A 14595-nucleotide genomic window follows, 5' to 3' on the forward strand; every position below is an offset into this window, starting at 1 on the left:
ATACGGAAGCGGTTGGCGAGAGCCCCGAAGATGAAAGCCAGCCCCAGACCGGCGACGATGGTGGCGATAAGGGGCGTGTCATGCGGCATTGTCTATGGAGCGCCTTTCAAAACCGTTGGATGAGCGCCTCCCAAAGCCGCCGCCTGTTTTGCAATATGGTGGATGGTATGTCGGCGATGCAACCCGCGAAGCCGTGAAATCGACGGCGCTGCCGCAAAAATTTGACCGGCAGCTGAGAAGCTGCCGGCCGGATCGGGATTTGTGCGGTGCTATTCGTCTCGATCCGTCAGGGCCGATCGACAATATCAGCCTGCCCGCAGCAGGGCCTCGATTTCCGGTATGGCATGGTTGGTCAATGTCTTGGGAATTTCGGCGGTCACCTTGTCCTCGACCTCCTTGTGCAGCTTTTTGCGCATTGTCCCAAGCACCACTGGCGGTGCGACGAGCACGATCTCGTTGAATTCGCCGTCATGCGCGAGCTTGTAGAGCCGGGCGGCGATTTCATCGGCGAAACGCTCCTTGCCGATGCGGTGCCAGTCCGTATCCTCGACTGCGCTGCGATGGACGGAGGGACCATCATTGTATCGGCCCGGGCTGTCGCTGCCTTGCTCGCGGGTGGGCGGGTTGTCCTGCTGCATTTCCTGCACCACCTCGAGATTCGGATATTTGTTGTCGCCGGCGTTCCTGAGGAAAAGCGCCTTCTCGCCATCGGCCACCATGACCCAGATACCGTGCTTGAGTATGATTATGTTCATGATGACAGGCTCCTTTTCAGCCGCGTGGTGGCCTTTCGTGGCGTTCCGCAGCCGGGGTTTCGATCGGATATGACAGGCCTTTTGAGAACGCGCCCCGAGCCACTAATGTTCCAGTCGGCCGCCGCGTCGGCGTTGGACATTCTGGCTATCCAGAGTTCGCGGCTTTAATCTACTAATTTGGTATAATTTAGAAAAAACAGTTTTGCGGCTTTTCTCCCCGGGCGCTAAAAGACCCGAAAAACAAGGCCTGCGACAGCAGCTTGAATCCGCTCTACCTGTAAACGAGAAATATTTTTCTCTTAGCTGGGATGCTTTCAGAAAAGCAATTGCATCCCGACAAGGGATGCGCGAGTGCGTTCCTTCTGGTTTCTCGCGCCCGCGCGTAGAACTGCAAGCTCATTCAGGATTCCGCTCGCGTCCATGTCGCACACTGCTCCCAAGCTCAGCGCCTTCCCCGTGTTCATGCGGGTCGAGGGCGAAGCCGTGGCCATCGTCGGCGGCGGCGAAGAGGCACTCGCCAAGGCGCGGCTGATCGGACAGTCGAGCGCGGTCCTGCGGATCATCGCGGAACACGCCGAGCCCGATCTGCTCGCCTTCATCGTCCAGGCCGGCGCGAGCCATTTTGCCGCCGCTTACGACGCATCGCAGCTCGAAGGCGCGATCATGGTGTTTGCCGCCAGCGGCGACGAGGAACTCGACCGCCGGGTGGCTGCGGATGCGCGCCGCCTAGGCATTCCAGTCAATGCCGTCGATCGGCCTGAGCTTTGCGATTTCTTCACCCCGGCGCTGGTCAACCGCGCGCCGGTCGCCATCGCCATCGGCACCGAAGGTGCAGGCCCGGTGCTTGCCCAGATGTTGCGCGGCCGCATCGACCGCATGCTGTCGCCGTCGCTCGGGCCGCTGGCAATTCTTGCGGCGTCGTTTCGCGGGGCTGCCGAGAAGCTGCTGCCGAAAGGCAATGCCCGCCGCCGCTTCTGGAATGATTTCTTCTCTGGCGCTCCTGCGCGCGCGGCCGAAGCCGGCCAGCTTTCGCAGGCGCATGACGCTGCCGTCGATCTTCTGCTGTCGGACACGCCCGCTTGCGGTCACATCGCGCTGGTTGGCGCCGGTCCGGGCGCCGAGGATCTTTTGACCTTGCGGGCCCATCGTTTGCTGATGGAAGCCGATGTCATCGTCCATGACGCGCTGGTGCCCGAGGCGGTCGTTGCCATGGGTCGCCGCGATGCCGAGCGACTGCCGGTCGGAAAGCGTAAGGGCTGCCACACCAAGAGCCAGGCTGAGATCAATGCGCTGCTGGTCGAGCTTGGCCGTGAAGGCAAGCGTGTCGTGCGGCTGAAATCGGGCGATCCGCTGGTGTTCGGCCGGGCCGGCGAAGAGATGGCGGCACTTCGCGATGCCGGGATCGCCTATGAGGTGGTTCCGGGTGTCACCGCGGCCTTTGCCGCCGCCGCCGATTTCGAACTGCCGCTGACCTTGCGCGGTGTCTCCTCGTCGATGGTGTTCACCACCGGCCACGACCTCAAGGGCAATTCGCTGCCCGACTGGGCCAAGCTCGCCATTTCGGGCGCCACCGTCGCCGTCTATATGGGCCGCTCGGTGGCCGCCGAGGTTGCCGGACGGCTGATCGAGGCCGGTCTGTCGCCGGACACTGCGGTGGCCGTGGTCGAGAATGCCAGCCTCGCCAACCGGCGTCGCTTCCACGGCACGCTTGCCGACCTGCCGTCGCTGGAAGCGCGGGCCGATCTTTCCGGCCCGGTCATGACCATCATCGGCGATGCGGTCGCCGGCGCCAACTTTGAGCGATCCGAGCCGCTGGCGGCACACAGGCATGAAGGCGCGTCCAGTTCGATCGCCGAAGGAGTTCAGCAATGAAGATACTGACCGCCAACCGCCTCACCGACGGCATTGCGGTCTGGTACGCCGATGGCTGGGCCGAGACGGTGGACCATGCCGACCTCGCCCATGACAAGGCAGCCGAGGACAGGCTTGAGGCGATCGGCGCCAAGGCCTATGCCGCCAACGAAGTGGTCGACGTCAATTTGATCGACGCTGAAGTCGTCAACGGCGTCGTCCAACCGGTGCGGCTGCGCGAGAAGATCCGCGCCGCCGGCCCGACCATCCGCAACGATCTCGGCAAGCAGGCTGTGCGGGCAGCATAACCAAGACACCAGGCATGGGCGGACGCGCCCTGAAAGACCAAGCATGTACCGTTACGATGAGTTCGACCACGATTTTGTCCAGGCCCGCGTCGCCGAGTTCAGCGACCAGGTGCAGCGCCGCCTTGCCGGCGAGATCACCGAGGAGCAGTTCCGGCCATTGAGGCTGATGAACGGCGTCTATCTTCAACTGCATGCCTACATGCTGCGCATCGCGGTGCCGTACGGCACGCTGAACGGCAAGCAGTTGCGCATGCTTGGCCACATCGCCCGCAAATACGACAAGGGCTACGGCCATTTCACCACGCGCCAGAACATCCAGTTCAACTGGCCGGCGCTGTCGGATATTCCGGCGATCCTGGCGGATCTCGCGAGCGTCGAGATGCATGCCATCCAGACCAGCGGCAATTGCATCCGCAACGTCACTGCCGACCATTTCGCCGGCGCTGCCGCCGACGAAGTCGCCGATCCGCGCCCCTATGCGGAAATCCTGCGCCAGTGGTCGTCGGTACATCCGGAATTCTCGTTCCTGCCGCGCAAGTTCAAGATCGCGGTGACGGGTGCCGAGCGCGACCGCGCCGCCATTCAGACCCACGACATCGGCCTGCACCTGAAGAAGAACGCCGCCGGCGAACTCGGTTTCGCCGTCTATATCGGCGGCGGCCAGGGCCGCACGCCGATGGTTGCCCGCAAGATCCGCGACTTCCTGCCGGAAGCCGACCTCCTGTCCTACTGCACGGCGATCCTGCGCGTTTACAACCTCTATGGCCGCCGCGACAACAAGTACAAGGCGCGCATCAAGATCCTCGTCCATGAGACCGGCGTCGAGGAGATCACCCGCCAGGTCGAGGCCGAGTGGCAGGAGTTGAAGGACGCCGAGCTGAAGCTGCCGGAAGCCGACATCCGCGCCATCGAGGCCTATTTCGCGCCACCGGTGCTCGCCGGACGGCCGGAAGGCGACCAAGCGGTCAAGCTGGCGCGGCTCGATTCCAAAGGGTTCTCGGAGTGGCTAGACCAGAATGTCGTGACGCACCGCCATCCCGACTATGCAGCGGTGACGATCTCGCTGAAGGGCATCGGCGAGGTGCCCGGCGACGCCTCGGACAGCCAGATGGAAGCAATCGCCGACATCGCCGAGAAATATGGCTTTGACGAGCTGCGCGTCAGCCATGAGCAGAACCTGATCCTGCCGCATGTGGCCCGCGCCGACCTCAAGGCGGTCTATGATGCGCTGGTCGGCATCGGCCTGGCGACGGCCAATTCCAACCTGATATCGGACATCATCGCTTGCCCGGGCCTCGACTACTGTGCGCTGGCCACGGCGCGCTCGATCCCGATCGCGCAGGAAATCTCGCGCCGCTTCGCCTCGCTTGAGCGGCAGCGCGAGATCGGCGAACTGAAGCTGAAGATCTCCGGCTGCATCAACGCCTGCGGTCATCACCATGTCGGCCATATCGGCATCCTCGGGGTCGAGAAGAAGGGCTCTGAGCTCTATCAGGTGACGCTGGGCGGCTCGGCCGACGAAAACACGTCGGTCGGCGAGATCATCGGCCGCGGCTTCTCGTCGGAAGAGATCACCGACGCCATCGAGCAGATCGTCGAGACCTATCTCGGCCTCCGGCTCGACCCACAAGAGAAATTCATCGACGCCTACCGCCGAGTCGGTCCCGCGCCGTTCAAGGAGGCGCTCTATGCTGGCGAAGCCAAGGCCGCTTGACCGTATCGGAGACGTCGATGACGGCATCGCCGCCAAAGCGGCGGGGCTCGATGCGCTCTATGGTCATCTGAAGCCGATCGAGATCATCGAACGCTCGGCCCGCGAACTGTTCCTCGACGAGATCGCCGCGGTGTCGTCGTTCGGCGCGGATTCGGCTGTACTGCTGCACATGATCGCCAAGATCGACCGGACGCTGCCGGTCATTTTCCTCGACACCGGCAAGCATTTCGAGGAGACGCTCGGCTATCGCGACGCGCTCGCCGCCGATTTCGGGCTGACCAACATAAGGGTGATCAAACCCGAGGAAGCAGCACTCGAACGGATCGACCCGACGGGCAATCTGCATCAGAGCAACACCGACGCCTGCTGCGACGTGCGCAAGGTGGAGCCGTTGGCGCGCGGTGTCGCGCCATTTCGTGCCTGGCTCACCGGCCGCAAGCGTTTTCAGGCCGCGACGCGGGCAGCGCTGCCGGTGTTCGAGGCGGTCGGTCCGCGCATCCGCATCAATCCGCTGGCGCATTGGACGACATCGGACCAGGCCGACTATATGCGCGCCCATGCGCTGCGCGAAAATCCGCTGGTCGCCTATGGCTATCTGTCGATCGGCTGCTTCCCGTGCACGCAGCCGGTGCAGCCGGGCGAGGACGCGCGCAGCGGCCGCTGGGCCGGTCACGCCAAGACCGAGTGCGGCATTCACCTGTCGGGGCTGGAGAAGTCGCTGACCGACGCATCCCTTTAGGATGTGCTGATATTCAGGTGAGGCTGGCCTGCAAACGGCAGCTTCCTGCGCTTCCGGTGCTCACGTACTTCAAGTACGCTCCGCTCCGGTTCTCGGAAGCCGCCATTTTCGGCGCAGCCTGACCTGAATCTCAACACATCCTTGGTTCGTTTGACTATTTAGGAACTTTTTGATGACTGAACCGACGACACCGGAGACCCGACTCTGGACCCCTGCGGGTTTTCACGAGGATGAGTGGACGCATGCCGAAAGCGCCGATGCGCTGTCCGGCAACGGCCGCTTCATCCTGCCGTTGCAAGTCTTCCTCGATCTGGATCCGGAGGTGCGCCGCTCGGCCAAGGAACGGCTCGGCGTCCTGCTGCAGCCTGGTGATCAGCTCGAGAAGATTGCCGACCTGCTCGACCAGCTGTCGCTGGTGGCGTTGGCCTTCCCGGCCTTCAGCGACGGCCGCTCCTTCTCCAAGGGAGAACTGCTGCGCGGCCGCTACCATTTCGAAGGTGCCGTTCGCGCCACGGGCCAGGTGCTGGTGGACCAACTGCCGCATATGCTGCGGCTGGGCTTCGACGAGTTCGAGATTTCCAATGCGGTGCTGTTGAAGCGCCTGGAGGAGGGCCGCACCGGCGGATTGGGGCTCTACTACCAGCCAGCCGCCGTGCCGGAACCAAAAGGCCCGAAATACTCCTGGCGACGCGTTCGCAGCAGCTGACGTTGCGGTAATTCCGCGCATCTTTACATCAGTCGTGTTCAGGCCTTCTCTTGGTCATCCGGATGGAAAATCCGTTGAACGATCGGGGAGGGGTCTTCATGCGTTACGACTATGTCATAGCCGGCGGTGGGTCCGCCGGCTGTGCGCTTGCCGCGCGGCTTTCGGAAGATCCATCGAAAACGGTCTGCCTGATCGAAGCTGGCGGCGAGGGCAGGGATATGCTGATCCGCGCTCCGGCTGGCATTATCGGCATGCTTTCCGGCCGGCCCAGGATCAACAACTGGGCCTTCGAAACCGTGCCGCAGCAAGGTCTTGGCGGCCGCAAGGGCTACCAGCCGCGCGGCAAGGCGCTGGGCGGCTCCAGCGCCATCAATGCAATGCTCTATGTCAGGGGCCATCGCAGCGACTATGACGAATGGGCAAATCTGGGCTGCGAGGGCTGGTCGTGGGATGAGGTTCTGCCCTATTTCCGGCGCGCCGAAGGCAATGAGCGCGGCACTGATGCCTTGCATGGCGGGGACGGCCCGCTGAAAGTGTCGAACCAGCGCTCGCCGAGGCCGATCGCCAAGGCCTTCATAGAGGCTTGTGCCGAAAACCAGATTCGCGCCTCGGACGATTTCAACGGACCGGAACAAGAGGGCGCCGGCTATTTCCAGGTGACCCAGTTTGCCGGTGGCGCCCGTAATGGCGAGCGCTGTTCGACTGCCGCCGCCTATCTCCATCCGGTGATGCAGCGGACCAATCTGACCGTGATCACGCGGGCGCACGCCACAGGCATCGTCCTTGCCGGCAAGCGCGCCACCGGCATCCGCTACCGGACGCGCAAAGGCGAGGCAGTGGCACAGGCGTCGCGCGAGGTGATCCTCTGTGGCGGTGCCTTCGGTTCGCCGCAGCTTCTGTTGCTGTCGGGTATCGGCCCGGCGGCCGAACTTGCCGTGCATGGCGTTCCCGTCGTCCACGAATTGCCGGGCGTCGGCAAGAACCTGCAGGACCACCTCGATTTTATCGTCGGCTGGAGATCGAAGGACACCGATATGCTCGGTATGAGCCCGCGCGGCGCGTGGGGTTTCCTCAGGCATATCGCGCAGTGGCGGCGGGATGGAACCGGGCTGATCGCCTCGCCGTCGGCCGAGAGCGGCGCTTTCGTCAAATCCGACCCGGCGCTTGAGCGCCCTGACCTGCAGCTGCAATTCGTCATCGGGCTCGTCGAAAACCATGCGCGCACGCTGCACTACGGTTTCGGCTTCTCCTGTCATGTCTGCATATTGCGGCCGCACTCGCGTGGCGAGGTTGGGCTGGCCAGCGCCGATCCACTTGCCGCGCCACGCATCGATCCGCGCTTTCTCGGCGACCAGCGCGATGCGGAACTGCTGCTGAAAGGCGTGAGGATCACCCGGCAGGTGCTGGCTTCGCCGGCGCTGACGCGCTACCGGCACAAGGAAATGCACATCGCCGGCGAGCCGAGCGATGCCGATCTGATGACCCATATCCGTACCCGCGCCGACACGGTCTATCACCCGGTCGGCTCCTGTCGGATGGGGGTCGACGAGATGGCGGTGGTCGATCCGCAACTCAAGGTGCGCGGGCTTGAAGCCTTGCGTGTCGTGGACGCCTCGGTGATGCCGACACTAATTGGTGGCAACACCAATGCCCCAACCATCATGATCGCCGAAAAGGCCGCCGACATGATCAGGGCTGCCTGATCGGAGCTCCAGGCCGCGGCGCCCATGGCGCGGCGGTCTTTTGGTTGTGACGCAATTGCCCAGGGAAAACGCTACGCGTTTTCCCTGGAAAACCGTTCACACTTCTCCTGGAATTGCTTAAGCCGCCGCCCGTGCCTCGCGGAACGACACCAGCTTGCGGCGGTTTTCGTCCCACAATGCCAGTTTGACGCAGCGCAGGCTTTCGAGCAGCGTAACCCGGCCTATGTCGCGCAACTCGGGATAATCCCGCAGCACTTCCTGCAACCGGTAGCACGGCACCTTGGCCGAGAGGTGATGGACGTGATGGACACCGATGTTGCCGGTGAGCCAGTTCAGCACCGGCGGAAGGTCGTAATACGACGATCCGTGCAAGGCGGCGTGCTGGAATTCCCAGTCGGCATCCTTCGCCCATTCCGTTTCCTCGAACTGGTGCTGGACGTAGAACAGCCAGATGCCGGCCGAACCGGCGAGGATGACGATCGGCAGGTGAACCACCAGGAAAGCGCCCGGGCCGACGAACCAGATAAGGACGGCTGCTGCGACCGCGATGCCAAGGTTGGTGGTCATCGACGACACCCAAGGGGTCAGGCCGCCGCGCATCATGCCGACGGGTAGCCTCTGCTCGAAGATGAAAAGCCAGATCGGACCGAGCCCGAACATCACCAGCGGATGGCGATAGAGACGATAGGCGAGGCGGCCCCGCCACGACATCTGCCGGTATTCTGCAACGGTCAGCGTCCGGATGTCGCCCATGCCGCGTTCGTCAAGATTGCCGGCGCTGGCGTGGTGCGTCGCGTGGGCGCGCCGCCAGCAATCGTAGGGCGTCAGCGTCAGGATGCCGAGCGCGCGGCCAATCCAGTCGTCCGCGTAACGATTGGCGAAGAAGGAGCCGTGGCCGCAATCGTGCTGGATCATGAAGATGCGCACCAGAAACCCGGCCGCGGGGAGGATGAGGACCAGTCCCCACCAATGGCCATAGGCATAAGCCGCAGAGGACAGCCCCCAGAGTATGGCGAATGGAATGAGGGTGATGGCGAGCTCGACGGCGCTGCGCCGCCTGTCAGGCTTCTTGTAGCGGGCGAGAATCTTCAACCAGGCGCGCTTGCTGTTGGCGACCGCCTCAGGGGAAATCATGTTCATCAGGAAGCATAGGCGGGGTGCCTCGCCGCCGCAAGGCAACATCACGCAAAATTACTGTGCGTAATTGTCGCGTGGCTTGGCGATCGAGCCTGCCAACCCGCCAAATCGACCTGCTGATGGCTCTGAGCGTCGGTTTTCCGCTGGTCGATCGCTATTCGCGATCGAGGATAGGGCAGCCGCGCTCGGTGCCAAAAGTCACGCGCACGCGGTCGCCGCCCTGTCTGCCGCGGACCGTGATCTCCCGGCGGCCGACGGACTCTATCCTTGCGCGGCGGATGCCCATTCGGTCTGCCTTGTCGAGAGCCCGGTCTTCCGTGCAGCCTCGTTGACGGCGGTCGCGCCGATCGTCGCGACGGGGGCCTTCGCAATCGTCGTAGGCGGGGTCGCAATCTTCCATGAGCTTCAGCCGCGGGCCATGTTTGCCCAATTGCAGCTGAAGATTGTCTGCTTGTGCCGGAAAGGCCGCCAAGGTGATGGCGCCGAGGCCGACAAACGCTATCAGCGATGAGGTGATCGAAACCTTGCGCATTTTACGTCCTCCATTGAACCACAACACATCTATCCTTAGATGGTTCGGCTCTCCCCGGCTATTGCCGATAGGAGGTTTGCTGCCAAGATCGATTGTTGCGTTACGGCCGGCGCCAGCCGATGTCACCGCGCTCCGCCCCATCGAGGCGGTCGAGCAGTTCTCTGAACCGATCGGGGATGTCGGCCTCGGTGCGGAAGGCCGGCAAGGTGCGCAGAAAGCGGGTCACCGCCTCGGCGCCGAACTGGCGCCTGATCTCGATGGCCAGCCCCTCTGCCTTTTCGCCCATGTTGCGGGTCATCATCTCAAAATCCTGTGTCGGCTTCGAAACTCCTGCAGCAAGAGAATGGTTCCCCCATCATGCCTATGTGGCAAGCAAAGCCGGCGGTTAGGGTAAAATTTGAATTAAAGTCGAAATGTCTTGCCGGTCATTGTCCGGCCTTGGCCGGCGGCTTCCATAGTCGCTTACCCCTTGATTTTTGGCCGCCAAACATCGATATCGGGCACAAAATCCACATCATTCGAGATTGACGGGAAACGGCGATGAGCGACCAGGCAAAAGACGAACGCGCGCCCGATGAAGTCGAGGCGACCGAGCCCGCAGCCGAGCGCACGGAAGGCAGCACCGACGGCGACTATGAGGCTCTTGTGCGGCTGCTGAAGGAAAATGAAGAGCTGAAGGACCGCGCGCTGCGCGTGGCGGCCGAGATGGAAAACCTGCGTCGCCGCACGGCGCGCGATGTGCACGATGCGCGCACCTACGCGGTCGCGAATTTCGCCCGCGACATGTTGTCGGTATCGGACAATCTGCGCCGCGCGCTGGATGCGATTCCCGCCGAGGCCAAGGCATCGGGTGACGCCGGCTTCAAGGCGCTGATCGAAGGCGTCGACCTCACCGAGCGCGCCATGCTGTCGGCGCTGGAACGGCATGGGGTCAAGAAGCTCGCGCCGGAAGGCGAGAAGTTCGATCCCAATTTCCACCAGGCGATGTTCGAAGTGCCCAATCCGGATGTCCCGGCCAACACCGTGGTCCAGGTCGTGCAGCCGGGCTATTCGATCGGCGACCGCGTGCTGCGCCCGGCCATGGTCGGCGTCGCCAAGGGTGGTCCGAAGTTCGCCGCCGCTGAAGCACCGGTTGAGCCGGGGCCGGTGAACGAACAGGCTGAGAAGGATGCGTAGTTAGGGCAGTAAGGGAGTAAGGGAGTAGGGAAGCGTACCAACGGTGCGGCTTTGTGATAAACATACTCTCCTATTCCCCTATTCCCTTACTCCCCTGGTCTGCATGAATGCCATCGCGTTTCTCGACTATGCCGGTGTCGCCGTCTTCGCGGCGACCGGGGCGCTGGCGGCTTCGCGTAAGCAGCTCGACATTATCGGCTTCCTGTTCCTGGCCAGCGTCACCGGGATAGGCGGTGGCACGCTTCGCGACGTTATCCTCAACCTGCCGGTTTTCTGGGTCGCCAACTCCGGCTATGTGCTGGTCTGCGCCGCGGTTGCGGTGCTGGTCTTCTTCAGCGCGCATCGTGTCGAATCGCGCTGGAAGTGGCTGCTCTGGCTCGACGCCATCGGGCTCGCCGCCTTTTCGGTGATGGGCGCGGCCAAGGGGCTTGCGATTACCGGCTCGCCGGTCGTGTCCGTCATCACCGGCGTGCTCACCGCCACTTTCGGCGGCATTTTGCGCGATCTCCTTGCGGGCGAGCCATCGGTGCTGCTCAGGCCCGAAATCTACGTCACGGCGGCCCTTGCGGGTGCCGGCCTCTACACGCTTGGCGATCTTGCCGGACTGCCGCCGCTCGCCTCGAACCTCGCCGGCTTTGCGGCGGCGTTCCTCGTGCGCGGTGGTGCGCTCAAATTCGGCTGGTCGTTTCCGTCCTACAAGAGCCGACCCGGCAGGCGGCCGGAAGATATTTTGTGAAAGGAAGCGAATAGCGAATAGAGATAGCGAATAGGGGTTGAGCGAGATAGCTCCCGCTATTCGCTATTCGCTATTCGCCAGCGTCACGCAGCGAAGCGCTGGGCTTCGCCGCCATAATAGTTGACGTAGCGTGCGCCGATCTCCTTGACCGGCATCACGACGAACACATCGACCGTCGAGAATTCGCGATCGATGACGCAACCATCGCCGATGCGGGCACCGACGCGCAGATAGCCCTTGACCAATGGCGGCATCGCGGCGATCGCCGCCTTGGCATTGACGGCCTCGATCGGCATCAGATCCATCGAGCAATAGCGCCCGGACACAGCGCGCACGTCCCAGGCCGAATTCGTCCGGCAGTGGTGGGCGAGATAGGTGAGCGCTTCGGCATGCGCCGCCGGCACGGTGCCGTGAAAGGACGCGCAGCCGGTCATCACACCGATTTCGTAATGATTGATGTAAGCCCAGATGCCTTGCCACAACGCCTCGATGGTGCGCTTCGAGCGGTATTCCGGCAAAACGCAGGAGCGGCCGAGTTCAAGGAAACGCTGGCCGGGGTGGCGGGCGATGAGCTTGGTCAGCTCGAATTCACCTTCGGAATAGAAGCCACCGGCCGTGGCCGCGATTTCTTGCCGCAGCAGCCGATATGTGCCGACGATGCGGCGATGTTCGGGACCGGAAAGCGTGGTGTCCAAAACCAGCAGATGGTCGCAGAGCGGATCGAACCGGTCGGCGTCCCGGCGGTCATGGGCCTGGAACAGGTCCTTCCTGGCGCCAAGTTCGTCGTAGAACACCCGGTAGCGCACTTCCTGCGCGGCCGCGATCTCGGCCTCGTTGCGAGCGAGCCGCACTTCAAGATTGCCTATACGGCCCAGCGCAGCGCCCTTTATGACGGAATCGACGTTACGTCCGGCAAGCAAGGCGCTTCTGGCGTTCGGCCGAGTGTCACATTCCGGCATAACTGTATGCACGAGTGATTCTCCTTCGAGCCATCCCTCTTGGCACGGGGATACGGTGTAGGTGCAACAGGATTGTGACAGTACCGTGATACGACGTCATGGGCAATACTTCGTCGGCTGGCGAATACGATCAACCGGCTACGTTTAAGTGATCGCCCGTGCCGAATGGCGGTGGAAAGCTCAGGCCGCGACGACCTGCCCCTCGACGGCATTGACCAGCGCTTCGGGGTCGAGCGGTTTGGTGACAAAGCCGCTGGCGCCATGGGCCAACACCGCATGACGGGTCTTTTCCTGGCTGTCGGCCGACAGCACCATGATCGGCACCGGCCGCACGGCACTTTCTTCCTCATGGCGGCGGATGGCGGCGATCGCGTCCAGCCCGTCCATGACCGGCATGTGCAGATCCATCAAGACCACGTCGAAGCGGTCCTTGTGCGCGGCGCCGGTGACAGCCTCGACGGCGGCCTTGCCGTTGCCGACCACCTTGACGCGATGCCCGGCCTTCAGCAGCGTGGCGCGGGCCAGCATGGCGTTGATGTCATTGTCCTCGGCGATCAGCACCGACAGGCCGCGCGGGCGGTTGCCGACGGCCCGCAGCGACGGTGCGCCGCGCTTTTCCGGCGGCGGCGGGCCGAGGCTCGGAGCATGGCTGCTCAACAGAACACGCAGAAGTGTTCCGCCACGCACCGGCCTGGCCAGGAAGGTTGCGTAGCCGCTGGCACGGAACTCGCCAAGCATGCCGCGATCGGTCGGCGCGATCAGCGTGATCGCCTCACAGTCGGAGAAACCGCTCTGGCGCAGGCGCTTGAGCAGCCTTCCGTCGCCTTCTTCCATCGCTGCATCGACCAGGATCGCGTCGCAGCCGGCGGCGAAAGGCGCGGCCTGTGCTGCAGTGGCGGCGATGTCGACCGCGCCGCCATTGGCGCGGATGGTGCGGGCGATGGCGTCGGCCTCGACGGCGTTCTTCGACAGGATCACCGCGCGTCTGCCCGAGAGAGCATTCTGGTGGCCCTGCGGCGCTTCGGTGGCCGCTCTCGCAGGGATTTCGAAGACGAATTCGGATCCCTGGCCGAGCCGGCTGGATACCGAGATCGTGCCGCCCATGGCGGCCACCAGGCGCCTGGAGATGGCAAGGCCGAGGCCGGCCCCGCCATGTGTGCGTGTCGACGTGCCGTCGGCCTGCTCGAATTCCTCGAAAATCCGCTCCAGGTCGGCGTCACGCAGGCCCGGACCGGTATCGGCGATGGTGAAGCATATGCGGTCGCTGGTTTCGGTGCGTGCGCGTGCTATGCTCACCAGCACGCCGCCGCTGTCGGTGAACTTGATGGCGTTGCCGATGAGGTTGAGAAGCACCTGCCTGACCTTGCCCGGATCGGCGGTGATCAATTGCGGCACGTCGGGTTCGACATGGCAACCCAGTCCGATATCCTTGGCGAAGGCGCGCGCTGCCAGCAATTCGATGATGTTGTCGGCGATCTCGCGCACCGACATCGGCTGCGGCTCGGGGTCGAAACGCCCGGCTTCGATCTTGGAATAGTCGAGAAGATCCTCGATCAAGGCAAGCAATGCGCTGGCCGAGGTCGAGACGGCGCCGACATAGGTCTGCTGCTCCGGCGTCAGGCTGGTGTCGGCGAGCAACCTGGCCATGCCCATAATGCCGTTCATCGGGGTGCGGATTTCATGGCTGACGGTGGCAAGGAAGCGCGATTTGGCCTGGCTTGCATATTCGGCCCGTTCGCGTGCGGTGATCAGCGACGATTCGGCGCGTTTGCGGGCGGTGATGTCGCGGGCGATGGCGCGGTGCGAAACCGCGCCGCTGTCCTTGTCGCGCACCGACAGTTCGATCCAAGAGAACCAGCGCTGCCCGCTCGGCGTGCTGATGGAGACATCGGTGGAACTCAGACACTCATGGTCGGAAAAGGCGGCATCGGGAACCATGCCGACCTCGATGCCCAGTTCTGCCAGGGTCTTGCCGGCAAGGTCGCGCTGGTCGATCTCGACGAGATCGGCGAAGACCTTGTTGGCATAGACGATGTAGCCGTCGCGGTCGCGATGGATGACGAGATCGCCAAGCGCGTCAATCAGGCCGCGAAAGCGCTCGTCGCTCTCCTGCATCTCCCACATGCGGTCGGCCAGCGTCTCGATCTCGGCGCGGCTGCGGGCAGTGGTTTCGTCAAGAAGGGCGGAGGTGCGATGTTCGCTCCGCCTGGCGCGCAGATGCAAGGCAAGGCCGGCAAGGCCGGTTGCCAGCAATGCGACGCTGATGAAGATCGGTGCCC

The 14595-nt window shown here is 63.4% G+C and carries 15 protein-coding genes; 9 read left to right on the plus strand and 6 right to left on the minus strand.

Annotated features, from left to right (window positions below; genetic code table 11):
* Positions 1–197: hypothetical protein (locus EOB49_RS36995; protein WP_206526137.1), on the plus strand; the 197-nt coding region annotated here is incomplete at its 5' end.
* Between the two features lie 108 nt (positions 198–305).
* On the opposite strand, the gene EOB49_RS24255 is transcribed toward EOB49_RS36995, so the two are convergent.
* Positions 306–755, minus strand: coding sequence for a host attachment family protein (locus EOB49_RS24255; protein WP_127382447.1), 450 nt, complete (start codon positions 753–755; stop codon positions 306–308).
* A 420-nt stretch (positions 756–1175) separates the two neighbouring features.
* On the opposite strand from EOB49_RS24255, the gene cysG reads away from it, so the two are divergent.
* From cysG to EOB49_RS24285, 6 genes are all read left to right on the plus strand, one after another.
* Positions 1176–2627, plus strand: coding sequence for a siroheme synthase CysG (gene cysG, locus EOB49_RS24260; protein ID WP_127382448.1), 1452 nt, complete (start codon positions 1176–1178; stop codon positions 2625–2627).
* Positions 2624–2914 carry a DUF2849 domain-containing protein gene (locus tag EOB49_RS24265; protein WP_127382449.1) on the plus strand — a complete coding sequence of 97 codons (291 nt, stop codon included), beginning with the start codon at positions 2624–2626 and terminating at the stop codon, positions 2912–2914. Before cysG ends, EOB49_RS24265 begins: the two co-directional genes overlap by 4 nt.
* Positions 2915–2957: 43 nt before the next feature.
* The gene (locus tag EOB49_RS24270) at positions 2958–4628 is read left to right on the plus strand and encodes a nitrite/sulfite reductase (RefSeq protein WP_127382450.1); all 1671 of its coding nucleotides are present in this window, start codon (positions 2958–2960) and stop codon (positions 4626–4628) included.
* Positions 4603–5367, plus strand: coding sequence for a phosphoadenylyl-sulfate reductase (locus EOB49_RS24275; protein WP_127272509.1), 765 nt, complete (start codon positions 4603–4605; stop codon positions 5365–5367). Before EOB49_RS24270 ends, EOB49_RS24275 begins: the two co-directional genes overlap by 26 nt.
* Positions 5368–5539: 172 nt before the next feature.
* On the plus strand, positions 5540–6073 hold the full coding sequence (locus EOB49_RS24280; RefSeq protein ID WP_127319286.1) for a DUF934 domain-containing protein: 534 nt from the start codon (positions 5540–5542) through the stop codon (positions 6071–6073).
* A 98-nt stretch (positions 6074–6171) separates the two neighbouring features.
* Positions 6172–7776, plus strand: coding sequence for a GMC family oxidoreductase N-terminal domain-containing protein (locus EOB49_RS24285; RefSeq protein ID WP_127319285.1), 1605 nt, complete (start codon positions 6172–6174; stop codon positions 7774–7776).
* A gap of 117 nt (positions 7777–7893) precedes the next feature.
* Here the strand turns inward: EOB49_RS24285 and EOB49_RS24290 are convergent, their stop codons facing one another.
* From EOB49_RS24290 to EOB49_RS24300, 3 genes are all read right to left on the minus strand, one after another.
* Positions 7894–8916, minus strand: a complete 1023-nt coding sequence (locus EOB49_RS24290) for a fatty acid desaturase (protein ID WP_127273297.1) — start codon at positions 8914–8916, stop codon at positions 7894–7896.
* 151 nt (positions 8917–9067) lie between these two features.
* Positions 9068–9445 (minus strand): hypothetical protein, encoded by a 378-nt coding sequence (locus EOB49_RS24295; protein WP_127269664.1) that lies wholly within the window; start codon positions 9443–9445, stop codon positions 9068–9070.
* A gap of 100 nt (positions 9446–9545) precedes the next feature.
* On the minus strand, positions 9546–9746 hold the full coding sequence (locus tag EOB49_RS24300) for a hypothetical protein (RefSeq protein WP_127319283.1): 201 nt from the start codon (positions 9744–9746) through the stop codon (positions 9546–9548).
* A gap of 239 nt (positions 9747–9985) precedes the next feature.
* Between EOB49_RS24300 and grpE the strand changes: the two genes are divergently transcribed.
* Together grpE and EOB49_RS24310 are read left to right on the plus strand one after the other, a co-directional pair.
* Positions 9986–10621, plus strand: a complete 636-nt coding sequence (grpE, locus tag EOB49_RS24305; RefSeq protein ID WP_027161324.1) for a nucleotide exchange factor GrpE — start codon at positions 9986–9988, stop codon at positions 10619–10621.
* Positions 10622–10724: 103 nt separating this feature from the next.
* Entirely contained in the window at positions 10725–11357 is a 633-nt protein-coding gene (locus tag EOB49_RS24310) for a trimeric intracellular cation channel family protein (RefSeq protein ID WP_127382451.1), read from the plus strand.
* A gap of 83 nt (positions 11358–11440) precedes the next feature.
* Here the strand turns inward: EOB49_RS24310 and EOB49_RS24315 are convergent, their stop codons facing one another.
* Together EOB49_RS24315 and EOB49_RS24320 are read right to left on the minus strand one after the other, a co-directional pair.
* Positions 11441–12316, minus strand: a complete 876-nt coding sequence (locus EOB49_RS24315) for a GNAT family N-acetyltransferase (RefSeq protein ID WP_164781789.1) — start codon at positions 12314–12316, stop codon at positions 11441–11443.
* A 180-nt stretch (positions 12317–12496) separates the two neighbouring features.
* The coding region (locus tag EOB49_RS24320; protein WP_164781788.1) for a PAS domain-containing hybrid sensor histidine kinase/response regulator at positions 12497–14595 on the minus strand (2099 nt) is incomplete at its 5' end.

The organism is Mesorhizobium sp. M7A.F.Ca.MR.148.00.0.0 (assembly GCF_003997735.1).
Taxonomy (GTDB): Bacteria; Pseudomonadota; Alphaproteobacteria; order Rhizobiales; family Rhizobiaceae; genus Mesorhizobium.

Coding starts and splice junctions, on each gene's coding strand:
- EOB49_RS24255 (WP_127382447.1), bottom strand. CDS start 755: ATGAACATAATCATACTCAAGCACGGTATCTGGGTCATGGTGGCCGAT.
- EOB49_RS24290 (WP_127273297.1), bottom strand. CDS start 8,916: ATGAACATGATTTCCCCTGAGGCGGTCGCCAACAGCAAGCGCGCCTGG.
- EOB49_RS24275 (WP_127272509.1), top strand. CDS start 4,603: ATGCTGGCGAAGCCAAGGCCGCTTGACCGTATCGGAGACGTCGATGAC.
- EOB49_RS24285 (WP_127319285.1), top strand. CDS start 6,172: ATGCGTTACGACTATGTCATAGCCGGCGGTGGGTCCGCCGGCTGTGCG.
- EOB49_RS24310 (WP_127382451.1), top strand. CDS start 10,725: ATGAATGCCATCGCGTTTCTCGACTATGCCGGTGTCGCCGTCTTCGCG.
- EOB49_RS24300 (WP_127319283.1), bottom strand. CDS start 9,746: ATGATGACCCGCAACATGGGCGAAAAGGCAGAGGGGCTGGCCATCGAG.
- EOB49_RS24270 (WP_127382450.1), top strand. CDS start 2,958: ATGTACCGTTACGATGAGTTCGACCACGATTTTGTCCAGGCCCGCGTC.
- EOB49_RS24295 (WP_127269664.1), bottom strand. CDS start 9,445: ATGCGCAAGGTTTCGATCACCTCATCGCTGATAGCGTTTGTCGGCCTC.
- EOB49_RS24265 (WP_127382449.1), top strand. CDS start 2,624: ATGAAGATACTGACCGCCAACCGCCTCACCGACGGCATTGCGGTCTGG.
- EOB49_RS24315 (WP_164781789.1), bottom strand. CDS start 12,316: ATGCCGGAATGTGACACTCGGCCGAACGCCAGAAGCGCCTTGCTTGCC.
- EOB49_RS24280 (WP_127319286.1), top strand. CDS start 5,540: ATGACTGAACCGACGACACCGGAGACCCGACTCTGGACCCCTGCGGGT.
- cysG (WP_127382448.1), top strand. CDS start 1,176: ATGTCGCACACTGCTCCCAAGCTCAGCGCCTTCCCCGTGTTCATGCGG.
- grpE (WP_027161324.1), top strand. CDS start 9,986: ATGAGCGACCAGGCAAAAGACGAACGCGCGCCCGATGAAGTCGAGGCG.